Source organism: Sphingomonas phyllosphaerae 5.2 (genome assembly GCF_000419605.1).
In the GTDB taxonomy this organism is placed as follows: Bacteria; Pseudomonadota; Alphaproteobacteria; order Sphingomonadales; family Sphingomonadaceae; genus Sphingomonas; species Sphingomonas phyllosphaerae_B.
In genome coordinates this window covers 1,717,028-1,735,172 of sequence record NZ_ATTI01000001.1, presented here as the reverse complement: position 1 = coordinate 1,735,172, position 18,145 = coordinate 1,717,028, and the positions used below count along the sequence as shown (strand labels likewise).

17 protein-coding genes are annotated in these 18,145 nt (G+C 69.2%); 8 read left to right on the top strand and 9 right to left on the bottom strand.

Annotation, left to right across the window (positions count from 1 at the left end):
* Window positions 1-26 precede the first annotated feature (26 nt).
* The 3 genes from nudC to SPHPHY_RS0108135 are packed head-to-tail and all read right to left on the bottom strand — an operon-like array spanning window position 27 to window position 3,329.
* Window positions 27-902, bottom strand: coding sequence for an NAD(+) diphosphatase (gene nudC / locus SPHPHY_RS0108145; RefSeq protein WP_028056645.1), 876 nt, complete (start codon window positions 900-902; stop codon window positions 27-29).
* A gap of 34 nt (window positions 903-936) precedes the next feature.
* On the bottom strand, window positions 937-2,292 hold the full coding sequence (locus SPHPHY_RS0108140) for a serine hydrolase domain-containing protein (protein ID WP_043130823.1): 1,356 nt from the start codon (window positions 2,290-2,292) through the stop codon (window positions 937-939).
* The gene (locus tag SPHPHY_RS0108135; protein WP_022686188.1) at window positions 2,289-3,329 is read right to left on the bottom strand and encodes an A/G-specific adenine glycosylase; all 1,041 of its coding nucleotides are present in this window, start codon (window positions 3,327-3,329) and stop codon (window positions 2,289-2,291) included. Before SPHPHY_RS0108135 ends, SPHPHY_RS0108140 begins: the two co-directional genes overlap by 4 nt.
* A 26-nt stretch (window positions 3,330-3,355) precedes the next feature.
* On the opposite strand from SPHPHY_RS0108135, the gene SPHPHY_RS0108130 reads away from it, so the two are divergent.
* The 4 genes from SPHPHY_RS0108130 to SPHPHY_RS0108115 all read left to right on the top strand — a co-directional run bounded on the left by SPHPHY_RS0108130 (window position 3,356) and on the right by SPHPHY_RS0108115 (window position 8,804).
* Window positions 3,356-3,871: a DUF721 domain-containing protein gene (locus SPHPHY_RS0108130; protein WP_022686187.1), complete on the top strand. Its 516-nt coding sequence runs from the start codon at window positions 3,356-3,358 to the stop codon at window positions 3,869-3,871.
* Entirely contained in the window at window positions 3,868-4,530 is a 663-nt protein-coding gene (locus SPHPHY_RS0108125; protein ID WP_022686186.1) for a thioredoxin domain-containing protein, read from the top strand. Before SPHPHY_RS0108130 ends, SPHPHY_RS0108125 begins: the two co-directional genes overlap by 4 nt.
* Before the next feature lie 17 nt (window positions 4,531-4,547).
* Window positions 4,548-5,303, top strand: a complete 756-nt coding sequence (locus tag SPHPHY_RS0108120; RefSeq protein WP_028056642.1) for a thioredoxin domain-containing protein — start codon at window positions 4,548-4,550, stop codon at window positions 5,301-5,303.
* 108 nt (window positions 5,304-5,411) lie between these two features.
* A complete protein-coding gene (locus SPHPHY_RS0108115) occupies window positions 5,412-8,804 on the top strand; it encodes a chromosome segregation SMC family protein (RefSeq protein ID WP_022686184.1) in 3,393 nt (1,130 codons plus the stop codon).
* On the opposite strand, the gene SPHPHY_RS0108110 is transcribed toward SPHPHY_RS0108115, so the two are convergent.
* Window positions 8,749-9,990, bottom strand: coding sequence for a hypothetical protein (locus SPHPHY_RS0108110; RefSeq protein WP_028056641.1), 1,242 nt, complete (start codon window positions 9,988-9,990; stop codon window positions 8,749-8,751). The genes SPHPHY_RS0108115 and SPHPHY_RS0108110 overlap by 56 nt on opposite strands.
* A gap of 65 nt (window positions 9,991-10,055) precedes the next feature.
* Between SPHPHY_RS0108110 and SPHPHY_RS0108105 the strand changes: the two genes are divergently transcribed.
* The 3 genes from SPHPHY_RS0108105 (at window position 10,056) to SPHPHY_RS0108095 (ending at window position 13,270) form a co-directional block, all read left to right on the top strand.
* Window positions 10,056-11,309, top strand: coding sequence for a putative DNA modification/repair radical SAM protein (locus tag SPHPHY_RS0108105; protein WP_028056640.1), 1,254 nt, complete (start codon window positions 10,056-10,058; stop codon window positions 11,307-11,309).
* Window positions 11,310-11,371: 62 nt separating this feature from the next.
* Window positions 11,372-11,857: a hemerythrin domain-containing protein gene (locus SPHPHY_RS0108100; RefSeq protein ID WP_022686181.1), complete on the top strand. Its 486-nt coding sequence runs from the start codon at window positions 11,372-11,374 to the stop codon at window positions 11,855-11,857.
* Window positions 11,858-11,866: 9 nt separating this feature from the next.
* Complete coding sequence (locus SPHPHY_RS0108095) at window positions 11,867-13,270, top strand: UdgX family uracil-DNA binding protein (protein ID WP_022686180.1); 1,404 nt, start codon at window positions 11,867-11,869, stop codon at window positions 13,268-13,270.
* A gap of 309 nt (window positions 13,271-13,579) precedes the next feature.
* Here SPHPHY_RS0108095 and SPHPHY_RS0108090 read toward each other — a convergent pair whose 3' ends face one another.
* Entirely contained in the window at window positions 13,580-14,374 is a 795-nt protein-coding gene (locus tag SPHPHY_RS0108090) for an aldo/keto reductase (RefSeq protein WP_022686179.1), read from the bottom strand.
* 80 nt (window positions 14,375-14,454) lie between these two features.
* Between SPHPHY_RS0108090 and SPHPHY_RS0108085 the strand changes: the two genes are divergently transcribed.
* Complete coding sequence (locus SPHPHY_RS0108085) at window positions 14,455-15,087, top strand: DedA family protein (RefSeq protein WP_022686178.1); 633 nt, start codon at window positions 14,455-14,457, stop codon at window positions 15,085-15,087.
* A 100-nt stretch (window positions 15,088-15,187) separates the two neighbouring features.
* Here SPHPHY_RS0108085 and SPHPHY_RS0108080 read toward each other — a convergent pair whose 3' ends face one another.
* From SPHPHY_RS0108080 to SPHPHY_RS19735, 4 genes are read right to left on the bottom strand one after another with little or no spacing between them, the layout of a single operon-like run.
* A complete protein-coding gene (locus SPHPHY_RS0108080) occupies window positions 15,188-15,634 on the bottom strand; it encodes a hypothetical protein (protein ID WP_022686177.1) in 447 nt (148 codons plus the stop codon).
* 18 nt (window positions 15,635-15,652) lie between these two features.
* Complete coding sequence (locus SPHPHY_RS0108075) at window positions 15,653-16,186, bottom strand: demethoxyubiquinone hydroxylase family protein (RefSeq protein WP_022686176.1); 534 nt, start codon at window positions 16,184-16,186, stop codon at window positions 15,653-15,655.
* On the bottom strand, window positions 16,183-16,677 hold the full coding sequence (locus SPHPHY_RS0108070) for a disulfide bond formation protein B (protein ID WP_028056639.1): 495 nt from the start codon (window positions 16,675-16,677) through the stop codon (window positions 16,183-16,185). Before SPHPHY_RS0108070 ends, SPHPHY_RS0108075 begins: the two co-directional genes overlap by 4 nt.
* A gap of 4 nt (window positions 16,678-16,681) precedes the next feature.
* On the bottom strand, window positions 16,682-18,067 hold the full coding sequence (locus SPHPHY_RS19735) for a S41 family peptidase (protein WP_022686174.1): 1,386 nt from the start codon (window positions 18,065-18,067) through the stop codon (window positions 16,682-16,684).
* Window positions 18,068-18,145: the final 78 nt, after the last annotated feature.

Sequence of the window (18,145 nt, the reverse complement as noted above, 5' to 3'; positions counted from 1 at the left end):
AACCGGCTGGCACAACGCAGACCGACCTACGCCCCGCCCTCCACCCATGCCTTCAGCAAGGCGTGCGCGATCGCGTAGGGCGGTGGGGCGCCGAACGCGCCCGGCTCGCCCGCCAGCGCCGCGCGGGCTTCGTCGCGGGTGACCCACATCGCATGTTCCAGCTCATTGGTGTCGAGCGTGATCGTGTCGTGCTCGGCGCGCGCGATACACGCGATCATCAGTTGCGACGGAAACGGCCACGGCTGGCTGGCGACGTAGCGCACGTCCGTCACCGGCACGCCAGCCTCCTCGCCGATCTCGCGCGCGACGGCTTCCTCGATCGACTCGCCGGGTTCGAGGAACCCGGCCAGCGCAGAATAGCGGCCCGCCGGCCACGACGGCTGCCGCCCGACCAGTGCGCGGCCGTCATGCTCGGCGATCATGATGACGACCGGATCGACCCGCGGGAAGTGCTCGGCCTTGCAGTTCGGGCAGGCGCGGCCCCAGCCGGCGCGGAACGGCGTTGTGCCGTGGCCGCAGCGCGCGCAGAACGGATGGCGCGCGTGCCAATCGATCAACGCGCGCGCCGCCGCGAAGGTGGCGGCCTCTCCGCCGCGCAAGCGATCGAGGAGCGCGAAGAGCGAGGGCGAGCGGTACGGCGGTGGCGGAGCTTCGCCGGGTACGATCGCGGCGAAATGTGCGCGGCCCTCACCCAACCCGAGCAGCACGAAGGTGGCGCCGGCGGGCGCGTCGGCGACCGAACCCCAGGCGAGCCGGCCGTCATCGGTGACGACCGGCTCGAAATCGCGCAGCAGCAACAGCCGCGATGTGGGATCGGCGAGCAGCGCCGCGACGGCGGGTGCATCGTGGCGCAGCGCGTCGGCGCGGTCGAGCGTGCCGCCCGTGAAGCCGGTCTCGATCACTTCCCTGCCCTCACGCTTGCTCTCGCCCTGTGCCTCACCAGCGCCCGCCGTGCAGCCGCGCCGCATCACGCCGGATTGCGCCGAAAGTTTCCTTGCCAAGCGGCCACTTCTCGGCCGGGAAGTAGTTCACCATGATCGTGCTGCGGAACCGCTTCGCCGGGTCGACGATCGCGAGCGTTCCCGCCGCGCCGGCCCAGCCATAGCTGCCCTTGCTGGCGCCGGCGGGATCGTCGGTCAGGTAGACGACGCCGCCAGCGCCGAAGCCGCGTTGCTGCCCGTCGTTGTCGAAGGTGACGCCGGACGGCATCAAATTCGACATCGCCAGTCGGGCCGTCGCGTCCTTCATCACCCGGACACCGTCGAGCGTGCCGTAGTTCTGGAGCATGTGGAGAAAGCGGTCGTAATCGCGCGCGCTGCTGACCAGCCCGGCGCCGCCATACGGGAAGCTGGGCGCCTCCAGCCACGGCGACCGAGCGGCGGGATCGAGCGGCGAAAGTGTGTCCTCCACGAAGACATAGTTGCTCGCAAAGCGCCCGATGTTTGCGCGCGGGACCTGCCAGAACGACGACGTCATCCGGAGCGGCGCGAACAGCCGCGTCTGCACGAAGCGCTCGAACAGCATCCCGCTCACTTTCTCGACCACCGCGGCGAGCACGTCGAGGCCCATCGAGTAGTGCCAGGTCGTCCCCGGCTCGGCGACCAGCGGCGCCTGCGCGGCACGTTCGGCGAAGGCGATGAGCGAGGCCGGGCGGGTTCGCCGCGCCTGCGCCTCGGTCTGCGCGTTGGCAGTGAACGGAACGAGGCCGAGCCGCTCATATTCCTTGAGCAGCGGCCCTTTGGCGTTGATCTGGTAGCCGAGCCCGGACGTATGGGTCATCAGCTCACGGATCGTGATCGGCTTCGTCGCGGGGCGCGTGTCCAGCGAGGTGTCCGGGCTGGTCAGCACGCGCATCTTCGCGAACGCCGGAAAGAATTTCGAGAGCGGATCGTCGAGCGAGAGCTTGCCGTCCTCGACCAGCAGCATCGCCGCCATCCCGGTGACCGGCTTGGTCATCGAGTAGACGCGCCACAGCGAATCGGGGCCGGCCGCAGCAGCGCCCGGATCAAGCGAGATGTCGCCCGCGGCGACGAAGACCGTCGGCAGCTCGCCCAGCCCGAACGCGCCGACGATGCCCGGCATCTTCTTCGCACGGACATACCCGTCATAAAGCGCCTGCGTCTGCGGCAGCAGCGCCGCGGCAGAGGCGGCGTCGGGGCTGCGCGTGGGGGCGGCGTCGGCGCTGCGCGCGGGGGCGGGTTGCGGTCGCGGAGCGGCTTGCTGCGCCGGGGCACCCGCGGTCGCCAGCAGCGCGACCGTCAGCGTCGCCGTCGTCCATCGCTTCGTCGTCATGCGCATCTCCTCACCACATCCGCCGCCTTCGCGAACACCGTCGGCAAACCGGCCTCGTCCAGCCGCGCCACCGGCCACCATTCGCCCGCGTTGCTCGCGGCCGCTGTGTGCGCCACCGCGACGGCCAGGTCGATCGTGAAATGCGTGAAGCCGTGCACAACCTGCTCGTCCAGCATACGCCAATCGGCAATGGCGGGCGCATCCGCGAGCAGTGGCGGCGTGTCGGTCCACGCCCCGGTCGGGAACGCCCGCATCCCACCGAGCAGCCCCTTGTCCGGACGGCGAACCAGCAGCACCGCGTCGCCGCGTTGCAACCAGAAGATCGTGCCGTGGCGGTGCGGCCGGGCGGCCTTCGGCTTCTTGACCGGAAACGCCTCTGCCAGGCCGGCGGCCTGCGCGGCGCAGGCATGCTGCAGCGGGCACAGCAGACAGCGCGGACGGCGCGGCGTGCAGATCGCCGAGCCGAGGTCCATCACCGCCTGCGCGAAATCGCCGGCGCGCGCATCGGGCGTGATCGAAGCGGCGGCGGCGCGGATCGGCTTGCGTGCGGCGGGGAGCGACACGCCGATCGCGAACAGCCGCGCGACGACACGCTCGACATTGGCATCCACCACCACCGCGCGGCGCCCGAAGGCGATCGCGGCCACGGCGGCGGCGGTATAATCACCAAAGCCGGGCAGCGCCCGAAGCGCCGACTCGGTATCGGGCAACTCCCCGGCATGATCCACGGCGATCGTGCGTGCGGCGGCGAGCAGATTGCGCGCCCGGGCATAATAACCGAGGCCCGCCCAGGCGGCCATCACATCGCCCTCGTCGGCGGCGGCGAGATCCGCGAATGTCGGCCAGCGGCGCGTCCATTCCGTAAAACGCGGGCGGACGGTGGCGACGGTCGTCTGCTGGAGCATCACTTCGCTGAGCCAGACGCGGTACGGATCGGGCAGCTCGCCGGGCGGCGCGCGCCACGGCAAGTCGCGGCGATGATGGTCATACCAGTCCAGCAACGGCGTCGCGATGTCGATCCGGTGCTTGGCGTCCATGCCCCGGCTATGGCATGGGCAGTGGAATGAGCAAGCGCGCCGGCGATCCACCTTCCGAATCCCCGCGCCACAACCGTTCGCGGCAGGTCGCCGAACTGCTGCCGAGCGTCGGCGGCGCGGCGTTCCGCCGTTTCGGCTTCGTACAATCGGCAATCGTGACGCGCTGGCCGGAGATCGTCGGCGAGCGACTCGCATCGGCCAGCACCCCCGAATCGATCCGTTTTCCGATGGGCAAGAAACAGGACGGCGTCCTGACGCTGACCGTGCGCGGTGCACATGCCCCGATGATGAGCCACCTGAGCGCCGAGATCATCGAGCGCGTGAACCGCTTCTTCGGCTACGCCGCGGTGGTGCGCGTCGCGATCCGGCAGGGCGAGGTGACGCGACGGCCGGAGCGCCGCGCGCCGCCGTCGCTGGTGCCCGCCCCTGCGGAGATGGGGCAGAGCCTGCGCACCATCGCCGATCCCGAGTTGAAGGCCGTGCTGGAGGCGCTCGCCTCCGGCGTCGCCGCCCCCCGCCCCGTGCTGCCGAAGGTCCGATGACGCGCTTCCTGCTCCCCCTGCTCTCCGCCGTCGCGCTGGTCGCGGCGACCGCACCGCGTCCGTGGACCGCGGTCGCCACGCCCGTCGCCTCCGGCAGCTACCTGATCGGCAATCCCAAGGCGCGGGTGAAGCTGGTGGAGTACGTCAGCTACACGTGCCCGCATTGCGCGCATTTCGAGAAGGAAGCAGACGCGACGCTGGACGCGATGGTCCGTTCGGGATCGACCAGCGTCGAGATCCGCAATCAGGTGCATGACGGGATCGACCTGGCGGCGGCGACGCTGGCGCGCTGCGCCGGCGCCGCGGCCTTCCCCAAGGTGCATGCCGCGTTCTTCGCGCGGCAGGAACAATGGTATGAGCGCGCCGCCGCATGGGCCGAGGGCAATCGCGAGCGCGTGAAGAGTTGGCCGCAGCTGGCACAGCTTTCCGCGGTCGCCGAGGGCGCCGGGTTGCCGGCGATCGCGCGCGAGGCCGGGGCTCCGGCCGCCGCGATCGCAGCGTGCTTCGCCAACGATGCCGCCGTGAAGCGGACGATCGCGGTGTCGGAAGCGACCAGCAAGGTACAGGGCACGCCCGCCTTCGAGATCAACGGGCGGCTGATCCAGAATGTCGGCTGGGCGGAGTTGCAGCCGCAATTGCGCGCGGCCGGTGCGAAATGAGCGACGGAGTGACACGGATGAAGCGTATGGCAATCCCCCTCGCCGCGACGCTGGCGCTGCTCGCCGGCTGCGGCAGCGGTGCGGGCGACGGCAACAGCAGCACGCCGACCGCGCCGGCCGGATCGGTGAAGGCGGTGGCGGCACCGGCCGGGCAGGACTGGACGCAGGTGGTGTCGGTCACGCCGGCCGGCGGCTACGTGATGGGCAATCCCGACGCGACGCTGAAGCTGGTCGAATACGGATCTCGGACGTGCCCGACATGCGGCGCGTTCGGCCAGACCGGCATGCGTCCGCTGGAGGAGAATTACGTCAAGAGCGGCAAGGTGTCGTACGAGTTCCGCGACTTCCTGGTCCACGGCCCGCCCGATCTCGCCGCGGCGTTGCTGGGGCGTTGCGCGGGGCCGCAGCCGTTCTTCCCGATCCTGGAGCAGATGTATATCGACCAGCCCAAGTTCCTGGATACGCAGATGAAGATTGCGCAGGATCAGGCGTTCCTGCAGCAGACCCAGAATGCCGCGCCGGCCCAGGTCGCGACCGCATGGGCCGAGAAGATGGGCTTCCTCGAGTTCATCCAGCAGCGCGGCGTCCCCGAGGCGCAGGCGCGCGCGTGCCTGACGGATGCCAAGGCGATCGATGCGTTGACCAAGTTGATGCAGGACGGCAGCGACAAGAATGGCGTCACCGGCACGCCGACCTTCATCCTGAACGGCGCGAAAGTGGACGGCGTGACGTGGGCGCAGGTCGAGGGTGCGCTGAAGAACGCGGGCGCGTGATGCGGGCGGGCGTCCCTCGCCACGGACGCCTGAGCGGGGGCGGGGCGATGCGCGCCTGCCCCCACCGCCTGCGTGCGATGGCGCTGCCGTCGTGAGCCGGACGACGCCATGCGGATAAAACGCCTGCGCCTGTCCGGGTTCAAGAGCTTCGTCGATCCCGCCGACCTGCGGATCGAACCCGGACTGACCGGCGTCGTCGGCCCCAACGGCTGCGGCAAATCGAACCTCCTCGAAGCGCTGCGCTGGACGATGGGCGAGAACAGCGCGCGGTCGATGCGCGGCGCCGGGATGGAGGACGTGATCTTCGCGGGCACCGCGACACGTCCGCCGCGCGACTTCGCCGAGGTGGCGCTGCTCGCCGAGCGCGACGGGCCGGACGGCCCCGAGGAGAGCGAGGTCGTACGGCGGATCGAGCGCGGCGCGGGCTCGGCGTATCGCATCGATGGCCGCGATGTGCGCGCCAAGGACGTGCAGCTCCTGTTCGCCGATGCCGCGACCGGCGCGCATTCCCCCGCCCTGGTCAGCCAGAACCGGATCGGTGCGGTGATCGCCGCGCGCCCTGCCGAGCGCCGGGCGATGCTGGAGGAAGCGGCAGGGATCGCCGGGCTGCACGTACGGCGCAAGGATGCCGAGACGCGGCTGCGGGCGACCGAAGCCAATCTGGCGCGGCTTGACGAGCTGCTGGCGGATCAATCGACGCGGGTCGCGGCGCTGCGGCGGCAGGCGCGCGCGGCGGAGCGTTATCGCCTGTTTTCCGAGCAGATCCGGGTCGCCGAGGGGCGAATGATCTTCGCGCGGTGGCGCGATGCGGCGGCGGCGGCAACCGCGGCGAAGGGCGAGGCCGAAGCGGCGGAGGCGGCGGCCGCGCTCGCGACAGCGGCGAGCGCGGCGGCGCAGGAGGCGCAGCATGCGGAGGCCGCCCGGCATGTCGCGGCGCGCGATGCGGCGCTGGCGGCACGCGATGCGGCGGGTGAGGTCGCGCACCGGTTGACGCGTGCGCACGAGCAGCGCCACGGGGTCGAGCGGCGGCTCGGCGAGATGCAGGAGGCGCGTGCGCGGATCGACGAGGATCGCGCGCGTGAGGATGCGCTGGCGCATGACGCGGCGGCGGCGCTGGCGCGACTGGCGGCGGAGGCCGAGGAACTCGACCGGCGCGTCGCGGAAGGCACGGCGGCGCTGCCGGCTCTGGATACAACGCTGGCGGAAGCGGAGCGGCGCGCGCGCGATGTCGAGGTCGCGCTGGCGCAGGCGATGTCTGCCGAGGCGGCGGAAGCGGCAGAGCGGCGCGTCGCGACGGCCGCGCACGCTGCGGCGGCGGCGCGGCACGAACGCGCGCGGCATGAGGCGATCCAGTTGGCGACGGCGATCGAGGCGCTCGACGACCCGGCGGTGCTGGAGGCGCAGCGCGGCCTGGCGCAAACGGCGATCGCCGCGGCACAGGCGCAGGCTGGCAAGGCGCAGGCGGCGCTGAACTGGGGCGAGACGAGCGAGGCGGAGGCGCGCGAGGAGCGTGACCCCGCCGAGGCGGCGCGTGCGGCGGCGTTGGCTGCGCTGGCCGCACTGGACGGCGAGGTCACCGCGTTGACGCTCGCGACGGCGCGCGAGGGCGACCGCTTGCTGGATGCGGTGCGCGCCGAGCCGGGGTTCGAGCGCGCGTTGGCGGCGGCAATGGGCGACGAGCTGGAAACGGCGCTGGCCGAGTGGACCGGCGCCGACGTCGATCCAGCGGACCCGGCTCCCCCGGTTGGCACCCTGCCGCTTGCCGCACGGGTTACGGCGCCGCCGGCGTTGGGGCGGCGGCTGTCGCAGGTGTTCGTGGTGGAGGCGGATGCCGGACAGGTGCTGCAGGCCGGGCAGCGGCTGGTGACCCGCGACGGCCGGGTGCGGCGCTGGGACGGTTATTTCAGCGACACCGGCGGGGTCGCGGCGGCGGAGCGCTTGCAGCGGCTCAACCGGCTGGCGGCGCTGGAGGCGGAGCGGCCGGCGGCGCTGGCAACAGTCGATGCCGCCGTGGCGCGGCGCGCAAGGCTGGACGAGCGGATCGCGCGGGCACGGGCGGCGGCCCAATCGGCGCGGGCGCTGCTGACGCAGGCGGAGCGCGACGCGCGCGATGCCCAGCGCGATGAGGATCGCGCCGTGGCGCTGATCGAGCGGCTTGCCGGGCAGCGCACCGACCTCGCGGCGCGTGCGGCACGGGTGACGGGCGAGGCTGCGGCCGCGCTGGCCGAGCAGGAACGCGCGGCGGACGCGCTGACGGCGCTGCCCGACGGAGCGACGGCGGCGGGCGCGACGGCGCGGCTGCGCGGCGAAGCGGAGGCGGCGCGCGCGCATGTCGCGCTGGCGCGCGCCGACCGCAGCACGCAGGAGCGGACGCTGTCCGACGCGCGCGCACGCCGGCTTGGTGCTGCGGCGGAGGCGGACGGCTGGCGGACCCGCGCGGGCGAGGCGGCACGGCGGATCGCGGACATGGACGCGCGAGCCGCGACGCTCGACGGCGAACTCGCGACACTGGGCGAGCGGCCGGCGGCGCTGACGGCGGAGATCGATGCGCTGGCAGCGCGGCACCACGCGGCAGGCGCGGCGGCCGAAGCGACGCAAGCGGCGGAGCGCGAGGCGGACCTCGCGCTGCGTGCCGCCGACGCAGCGCTGGCGCGCGCCGGCGAGGCGCTGGCGAGCGCGCGCGAGGCGCGTGCCGGGGCGGCGGCGCGCGCCGAAGGTCACGAACTGCGGCGGGTCGAGATGGGGCGCGTGTCCGGGGAGAGGTTCGAATGTCCGGCCCCGCTGCTGCCGGCGAAGGTCGGGTTCGAGAGCGCGGCCGTCGCGACGCCGGCCGACGAATCGGCAGCGCATGAGCGGCTGATGATGGACCGCGAGCGGCTGGGTCCGGTCAATTTGGTCGCCGAGCGCGAATTGGCCGAGCTGGAGAGCGCCGGCACTGCGACCGCGGCCGAGCGCGACGAGCTGGGCCAGGCCGTAAACCGGCTGCGCGGATCGATCGGGACGCTCAATCGCGAGGGGCGGCAACGCCTGCTGGCGGCGTTCGAGGCGGTCGACGGACATTTCCGGCGGCTGTTCACGACGCTGTTCGACGGCGGACAGGCGCACCTGGCGCTGATCGATTCGGATGATCCGCTGGAGGCCGGGCTGGAGATCATGGCGCAGCCACCGGGCAAGCGGCTGCAATCGCTGACCCTTTTGTCCGGCGGCGAGCAGGCGTTGACCGCGATCGCGTTGATCTTCGGGCTATTCCTGACCAATCCCGCGCCGATCTGCGTGTTGGACGAAGTCGACGCGCCGCTGGACGATGCCAATATCGAGCGGTTCTGCGACCTGCTCGACCGGATGACCCGCGAGACCGACACGCGCTACCTGATCGTCACGCACAATGCGGTGACGATGAGCCGCATGCACCGCCTGTTCGGGGTGACGATGGTCGAGAAAGGCGTCAGCCGTCTGGTATCGGTCGATCTTCAGGCTGCGGAGCTGCTCGCGGCCGAGTGACCCACGCCGGGGCTGGATCGCGCACCGCGCCGTGGATCAGCCACAGCATCGCGGCACCGCGCACGATCGCAGCGGCAAGGATGTCGGGCTGCGTCGCAGAGGGCCATGCATTCTCCATTCCGGCGAACATCCAGAATTCGGCGAAATAGGCGGCGATGTCACCGAGCAGGAACAGCGCCATCGCACGCACGCGCGTGCCCGTCAGCACGATCATCGGCCACAGCCACAGATCGAACTGCGGAGAATACACCTTGTTCGTCAGCAGGAACCACGCGAGCACCGGCATGAACAGCAACCACGGCCGCGCACCGTGCCGCCGCCAGCCGACCGCGACGATCGTCGCCGCGCCGCCCGCGAAGAGCACGAACGACCAGAAGTTGCGGGTCGGTATATCGGTCGCCCACCAGCCGAACTGCGCCAGCAATTCCCAGATGCTGGCGGCGGTGCCGGCGCGCTCGCCGGAGAAGGCGTAGAACTCGCGCCAGTTCTCGAAGGCGAGCGCGGCGACCGGCAGGTTCACCGCGCCCCACGCTCCGACCGCGACTGCAACCAGCAGCGCCGCGCCGGCGATGCGTTTCGGCCACGAGCGCCCCGCGTGCGTTAACGCACCGAGCCCGAGCAGCGGAAGCATCAGTATCGGGAACAGCTTCGCCGCGCCGCCGAGCGCCGCCAGCCCAGTCGCCTTTACCGACTCTGCGCGCCACGCCGCGAGCAGCGCGGCAATCGCGAACGTCACCGCCAGCAGATCCCAATTGTGCCCGAGATACAGCACCAGAGGCGGCGCGAGTGCCCAGCCATATTGACGACGCAGGCCGATACCGGCGTTGCGAAAAAACTCCAGCACGACGAAGGCGAGGATTGCGTTGCCCAGCGTCACGGCGTTCAGGAAGTCCGCGGCATCCGCGCCGCGCCCACCGATCACGCGTGCGACCAGCGCCTCGAACCAGATCAGCGCGCCGGTCAGCACCGGATATTCCATCCGCGCCTGGAAGTACGGCACCTGCCCTGCCGCCAGCCCACGCAATCCCCAGAACGGCACGGCGTCGCTGTAGCAGCCCGTGGTATATTGTTCGGCGCCCGTCCAGCCCGCACCGCAATGCGCCTTGAACCCCCAGCCGATCAGGCACGTTAGTGCAAGCGCGAGATACGGGCCGCTGGGGCCAAGCCGATCGATGGTCCTTTGCACGGTGTTGATCTTTGGCAAAGCGATACGCTCTCGACAAGCCGCCAGTTCGAACATAGATGGAACAGATGGCCCAGCTCGATGTACAACAGAAGCTGGAGATCCTCGCCGACGCCGCGAAATACGATGCGTCCTGCGCGTCGTCGGGCACCACGAAGCGTAACTCGGCGGACGGCAAGGGGCTGGGATCGACGGAAGGGATGGGCATTTGCCACGCCTATGCGCCCGATGGCCGCTGCATTTCGTTGTTGAAGATCCTGTTGACGAACAGCTGCATCTTCGACTGCCATTATTGCATCAACCGCAAGAGCTCGAACGTGCGGCGCGCGCGCTTCACGGCACAGGAGGTCGTAAACCTCACGATCGCTTTCTATCGGCGCAATTATATCGAGGGGCTGTTCCTGTCGTCGGGGATCATCAAATCCTCCAATTACACGATGGAGCAGCTGGTCGAGGTCGCGCGATCGTTGCGCGAGGATCACAACTTCCGTGGCTATATCCATCTCAAGACCATTCCCGATGCCGATCCGGAGCTGGTGCACCAGGCCGGGCTTTATGCCGACCGCGTCTCGATCAACGTCGAGCTGCCGACGGTCGGCGGGTTGAAGCGGCTGGCGCCCGAGAAGAGCGAAGCGCGGATCGAGGGCGCGATGGGCGAGATGCGCACTGCTATCGACGATACGGCCGATGCACGCACCCGCTACAAGTCCGCGCCACGCTTCGCACCCGCGGAGCAATCGACGCAGATGATCGTCGGCGCGGATGCCGCGACCGACGGCGACATCGTGACCAAGGCGTCGACGCTCTACGATCGCTTCGGTTTGCGGCGCGTCTATTACTCGGCGTTCAGCCCGATCCCCGATGCATCGAGCGTCCTGCCGCTGCAACGTCCGCCGTTGATGCGCGAGCATCGACTGTATCAGTCGGACTGGCTGATGCGTTTCTACGGCTTTCAACCAGGCGAAGTGGTGGCGGCGACCGATACGGCAACGGGAATGCTGCCGCTGGATATCGATCCCAAGCTGGCGTGGGCGTTGAAGTTTCGTGAGCACTTCCCGGTCGACGTAAACCGGGCGTCGCGAGAGATGCTGTGGCGTGTGCCGGGACTGGGCACCAAGGCGGTCAAGAGCATCCTAGCGGCGCGGCGCTGGCGGCGGTTGCGGCTCGACGATGTCGCGCGGTTGACGGTGTCGATCGCGCGCATCCGGCCGTTCATCATCGCGGAGGACTGGCGACCGGTGGTACTGGCAGACCAGGCCGAGCTGAAACCGCTGGTCGCGCCGCGGCCTGCGCGCCAGCAGCTGGAATTGTTCGGCGCGTGAGAATGAATCGCGGGTGAAACGAGCGGACCGCTTCGTGCGCTGGCGCCACGAAGGAGACGATCATGGCACATGCGGACATCTACGCCGATCTGAAGCGCGATCACGACAAGCAGCGCGGGATGCTCAAGCAGCTGGGTGAGCTGGACGGTGCCGTCGACGCACGCCGCGAGCTGTTCGACGCGTTCCGGCTGGAGGTGCAGAGCCACGCCGCGGCCGAGGAAGAGTCGCTCTACGCCACCATGCTCGGCAAGCCCGACCTGCGTGACGAGGCGCGGCATTCGGTAGCGGAGCACAAGGAAGTCGACGACCTGCTCGGCGAACTGCTCGACATGGAGTTCGGGACGGACGCGTGGGAGGCGAAGTTCCAGCACATGCGCCATCGCTACGAGCACCACATCGACGAGGAGGAGGAAGAGATGTTCCCTGCCGCCGAGGAGAAGCTCGACGACGCGACCGAGGAGCGGCTTGCCGCGACCTATGAAGAGCGCAAGCCCGCCGAGCTGGAGCTGGCGCGCGACAATCCGCCGGGTGGCGACGAGCGCGAGTAACCCGTCCAGATGCGCGCCGTCACCCTTCCCGCCCCCGACGACATGGATGCGTGGCGTGAGGCGGCGCGAGCGCTGATCGCCGATGACGTGCCGCCCGACCGCGTCGTGTGGCAAGTCGGCGCGGCGGCGTCGGATCTGTTCGCGGCGACGGCGGAGGCGGTGTCGGCCCCGCCGGCTGCCGCCTCGCCGCTGCGGGTCTCGCGCGGGTTCATCGCGCTTGCCGGTGATGCGGTGCTGCATCAGGATCCGGAGCGCTTTGCCTTGCTCTACGCGTTGCTGTGGCGACTGCGAGAAACACCGCGGCTGGTCGAAGATCATGCCGATCCCCTCGTCCGGCGGCTGGAGGGGTTGGCGAAGGCGGTACGTCGCGACATCCACAAGATGCGCGCGTTCCTGCGCTTTCGCAGCGTTGCCGATGGAGTGGGCGCGGGCGAGCGCTACGTCGCGTGGTTCGAGCCCGAACATCATATCGTGCGCGCCAATGCTGCATTCTTCGTCAACCGCTTCGCGAGCATGCGCTGGTCGATCCTGACCCCGGAGGTGTCGGTGCATTGGGATGGAGCGGCGCTGCACGAGGGGCCGGGCGCAGCGCGCGGCGATGCGCCGGGAGGCGACCCGATCGAAGAGGTGTGGAAGACCTACTATTCGAGCATTTTCAACCCGGCACGCGTCAAGGTTAAGGCGATGCTGAAAGAGATGCCGCGAAAGTATTGGAAGAACATGCCGGAGACGGCGCTGGTGCCGCAGTTGCTCGCCAGCGCGCAGGCACGGGAGAGTGGGATGATCGAACGCGCGCGCGACCGCACCGAGATCGGCAGTAACGTGCAGGGTGCGTGGGAGGCGCTGCGCGAGGAGGCGCTCGCATGCACGCGCTGCCACCTGCACAAGCACGCGACGCAGACGGTGTTCGGCGAGGGTCCGGTGTCGGCGCCGATGATGTTCGTCGGCGAGCAGCCCGGGGACCAGGAGGATCTGGCGGGGCATCCGTTCGTCGGACCGGCGGGGCAGATGTTCGATCGCGCACTGGCCGCGGCGGGGATCACGCGCGCGGAGACTTACGTCACGAACGCGGTGAAGCACTTCAAATTCGAACCGCGCGGCAAGCGTCGCATTCATGCCAAGCCCGATGCCGGCGAGATCGAAGCGTGCCGGTGGTGGATCGAGCAGGAGCAGATGCTGTTGCAGCCGAAAGTGACGGTCGCGCTGGGCGCGACAGCGGCGCGCAGTCTGTTCGGCAAGGTCATGACGATCGGGCGCGAACGCGGGCGCGAGCAGCGGCTGCCCGACGGCGGCGCGGCCTGGATCACGGTGCATCCAAGCCATCTGTTGCGATTGCCGGATGAAAGCGCGCGCGAAGCGGAGTTCGGGCGGTTCGTGGAGGACTTGCGGCTCGCGCATGCGGCGCTGGGGTAATCGGCGTGGCTCTTCGAGAGCCGCCCGCGCCTTGACCCGGTTACCCGCTGCTGGCTTGCGCGGAATGAAGCGCGACCAGAGTTGATGCTGAGCCGGGGGTGAAGTCGTAGCAGCGTGTTGACGAGGTCGCTGCGTGGTGCGCCTGCCGACCAGACCCGACGCAGCGGCATGATTGTAGTCTACGCGGCAATGAAGACTACCGGATTTACAAGTGCGGATACCCCCGACGGGCGCCCCGTCATGTGGAGGGCGGCGGCTTTTACAACCGTCGCCGGTCGCCGCCCTGCGTTGCCGCGAACCCGCGCTTCGTCACACCTCCAGCGGATCGGGACCCATACGGCCATCAGGATCGTCCATCGCGTCGATCTGCGCGATCTGCTCCGCGGTAAGCCGCACGTCCTGCGCCTGCCAATTGCTTGCGAGGTGATCGAGGTCGCCGGCTTTCGGGATTACCGAAAAGCCTTTCGCCAGATGCCAGGCGATGATCACCTGCGCCGGAGTTGCACCGGCCGCGGCGGCGATGGCGACGATGCGCTCGTCCTTCAGCGTGGCGCCCTGCCCCAGTGGGCTCCAGCTCTGCGTGACGATGCCGCGGGCGGCATTGGCGGCCTGCACGTCGCGCTGCTGGAAGGTCGGGTGCAGCTCGATCTGGTTGACCGCGGGCGTGACACCCGTGGTATCGACGATCACGTCGAGATGCTCGGGCAGGAAGTTCGATACGCCGATCGAGCGCGCCAGTCCCTGCTCGCGCAATTCCACCAGCGAACGCCACGCATCGACATACTTTCCACCCGACGGATGCGGCCAGTGGATCAGGTACAGATCAACGTGTTCGCGCCCGAGCAGCGCAAGGCTGGCGTCGAGAGCCGCGGCGGCGTCGCCGTGCTGATCGTGCCACAGCTTGGTCGTCACCCACACCTCGTCGCTGCCCAGACCTTCCCCGACACCGCGCTCGTTATGATAGAGCGCGGCGGTGTCGACCAGCCGAAAGCCGAGGTCGAGCCCGGCGCGAACGACGGAAGGAACATGCGCGTCGGGGATCTGATAGGTGCCGAGGCCGAGTTGCGGCATCCGGCGTCCATCGTTCAGGGTCAGGTCTGTCATGTGCGACGAACCGTTGCTGTACGACAACGGTTCCCGCTTTCGCGCTTTCCTTTCGTGCCGCAGTGCCGCAAGCGCGGAGCATGGTCGAAAAGATCCTTGCCGCCCTCGCGGGCTTCGCCATCGCCGTCATCTCCGCCGGCGGTTACTGGGGTATCGCGCTATTGATGGCGATCGAGAGCGCGTGCATCCCGCTGCCGTCCGAGATCATCATGCCGTTCGCGGGCTATCTGGTGTCGACCGGCGAGCTGAACCTGTGGTGGGCGGCGACCGCGGGTGCATTGGGGTGCAATCTCGGCTCGATCGTCGCCTATGAGATCGGGCGGCGCGGCGGGCGGCCGATGGCAGAGAAGTTTGGCCGCTACGTGCTGATCGGGCCGGGCGAGCTGGATCTGGCCGATCGCTTCTTCAATCGCTGGGGCACGTGGGCGATCCTGATCGGGCGGATGCTGCCGGTGATCCGGACCTTCATCGCCTTTCCGGCGGGCGTGGCGCGGATGAAGCTGATCCCGTTTCACGTATATACGTTCATCGGATCGTGGCCGTTCTGCCTGCTGCTCACGTGGGTCGGCATGACGCTGGGCGACAAATGGAACAGCGATCCGCGGCTTAAGGCGTTCTTCCACCGCGCCGATGCGGTCATCGGGGTGGTGCTGGTCGCAGCGATCGCCTTCTATATCTGGCACCGCGTCAAGGGGATGAAGGCGAAGGCCTAGTCCCCTACCCGCCGTTGCCGCCGATCTTATCCGCGGGCAACCTCTGCGGCATCTCGTAAGGATCGGGTCAGCAACGGTCCGTGGCGCTCGGTTCCGAGCGCTACGGCAGCTCCGGCGTGTCGCGCTTGGCGGCGGCACGGCGCTCCTGCTTCCACCGGTTGGCGTTCTGGGTGATGCAACCGGTCGCGCTGGCTGCGCCGACCGTCGAGCAGCTGCCGACCCCGACGGCGCCGACATCGTTGTTGGCCTGCGCGCGCGCGGCCCACGCCTGGTTCTCAGGCGTCACCTCGAAATTGCGCAACTCCTTGGGGATGCGGAACTGCTCCTCGGCGGGACGGCGCGTGCACACCACGACCTCCGCCCCATCGGTATTGGTGGGGCAGCGTTCGTTGCCGTAGAGCACGAGTACGCCGTTGACGGGCGCGCTGCGCGAAACGCCCTCGGCCGCGGTCGTCCTGGGTACGCGCGTCGTGCTGGCAGGCGGGCCGCTCTGCGCCAGCGCGGGGGCGGCGCACAGTGTCAGCAGGACGAGGGGAAGACGACGCATCGGGCTGACCTTCTTGATTCAGATACGCTTTGCGGTCGCGATTGCGACGCGGCAGCCGAGCCGGATCACCGCCGACATCAACGGATAGGCCGGCGCATCCTCCGCGCCGTTGGCGAGCGCCGTGTCGCGATGCTCGAGCTCTTCGGCCTGGAACTCGCGGATCGCCTCCGACAGTTCTGGATCGCTATCCCCAAGCGCGACGAGCTGCTCCTCGTAATGCTTGTCGATCTCGGTCTCGACCGCCGCAGTGCACGCCATCGCTGCCTCCGGACCGATCGCGGCGGTGACCGCGCCCAGCGCAAAGCCGGCGACGTCCCAGAACGGCTGGAACAAGGTCGGGCGGACGCCGCGCTCGACGATCATCCGGTCGAAAAAGGCGCGGTGTCGCTCTTCCTGCAATGCCATCGCGGAGATTTTACGCGCCATCGCGGAGCGTTGCCCCATGATCGCCAGCTGACCTTCGTAGATGCGGGTCGCGCCGAACTCGCCGGCCTGATCCACGCGGATCATCGATCGCGCCGCGGCGGGCCGGTCTCCGGGCTTCCAGGTCATCCACGCTTCCTCAATTGCATCGCGATCAGCACCGCGCCGACCAGCGAAACCAGCGCGTTCCAGCCTGCCAGCGAAACGCCGAGCAGCGACCATTGCGGCGCGTCGCACCGGACGATGGGGGCAGCGAGCAGGTCCTTCAAGGCCTGGTCCGTCGACAGGCCGTGCAGGTTCGTCGTCTGCGTGCAGGCGGTGATGCCCTGCCACCAGTGGTATTCGACGCCGGCGTGGAAGATCCCGATCAGCCCCGACACCGCGATCAGCGCCGCGCCGCCGGCGATCAGCGTCGCCTTGCCGCGCGGCCCGCTGGTCACGAAAGCCAGCACGGCGAACGCCAGCGCGCCGTAATGCGGCCAGCGCTGCCAATGGCACATCTCGCACGGATAGAGCCCGCCGATCAGCTGAAATGCCCAGGCGCCACCGAGCAGCGCGGCCGGGATCAGCAACGCGAGCAGGCGCGCGTTGCGCAAGCCGGCGGGAAGGCGGGCGGTCATGCGGTCACTTCCCGGCCGGCTTCGGCGTGGTCGGCGCGACTGCCGCGGTCGGCTTGATCGTCATCGCCTGCGTGACCGCCGCGACCTGCTGCGCGCCACCGATCCGTGCAATCGTCTTCAGCGCGTACCAGAGCTGGAAATCCTCGATCCCCTGCTTCTTCAACGATTCCGGCGTGGTGGCGAAGCGCGGATCGTCCTTCACATCCTCTTCCAGAACCGCGTTGTCCGGCGACTTGATCTCGTTGATCAGGTGGCGGCGCAGATCGGCTTCCCGGAACACCGGTCGCGATTTGTAGTCAGGATCGGAGAGCTGCGGCACCTTGATGTCGGGCTCGATCCCGCCCTCTTGTACGCTGCGCCCCGACGGCGTGAAGTAGCGCGCGGTGGTGAGCCGGAGTGCCGTGCGCGGCCCGAGTTGCAGGAGTGTCTGCACCGATCCCTTGCCGAACGACCGCTCGCCCATGACGAGAGCGCGGTGATGATCCTGCAAGGCGCCAGCGACGATCTCGCTGGCCGAAGCGGTGCCCGAATCGGTAAGTACGATCACCGGCAGGCCGTGCGCATCGTCACCCGGACGCGCGAAGTAGCGTTCGATATCGTCCTTCTCGCGCCCGCGCTGGCTGACGATCTCGCCGCGGTCGAGGAAGGCGTCCGACACTTCGATCGCCTGCGTCAGTAGCCCGCCGCCGTTCTCACGCAGGTCGACGACATAGCCGAGCGGACGATGCCCGAGCGACTTGTCGATGGCCATGATCGCCGCGCGCGTGTCGGCGCCGGTCTGTTCGGAGAAGGTGTTGATGTTGATGTAGCCGACATCGCCCTTCACTTCCCACTTCACCGGGCGCTGGACGATCACCTCGCGTTGCAAGGTGACGATGATCGGCTTGTCCCGACCGGGGCGGATCAGCGTCAGCGTCACCTTGGTGCCGGGCTTGCCGCGCATCTGCGCGGTCGCCTCGTCCAGCGTGCCGCCGTAGATCAGCTTGCCATCGATATGGGTGATGAAGTCGCCGGACTTGATCCCGGCGCGCCCGGCGGGCGTATCCTCCTGTGGCGCGATGACCTTGACCGCGCCGTCTTCCATCGAGACCGTCAGGCCGAGGCCGCCGTAATTGCCCTCGGTCTGGATGCGCAGGTTATCGAAGTCCGAAGCGTCGACATAGCTGCTGTGCGGATCCAGTGCCGCCAGCATCCCGTCGATGGCACCCTTGATGAGCTGGTCGTCGGTAACCTTGTCGACGTAATCGGCCTTTACGCGATTGTAGACGTCCAGGAACTGGTCGAGCTGGCGATAGGTGGCGGTGTCCGATGCGGCCATCGCCCCGGTGGCGACCGGCACGGTGGCGACGGCGGTGACCAGCGCGACGGCCGGGAGCAGCTTTGACTTCATGACGGGCGAAACTGCTCCTGCGTAGGGTCGATCCCGCGGTGTAGCGGAAACGCCGGGCCGATCAAAGCGCCCGTGCGG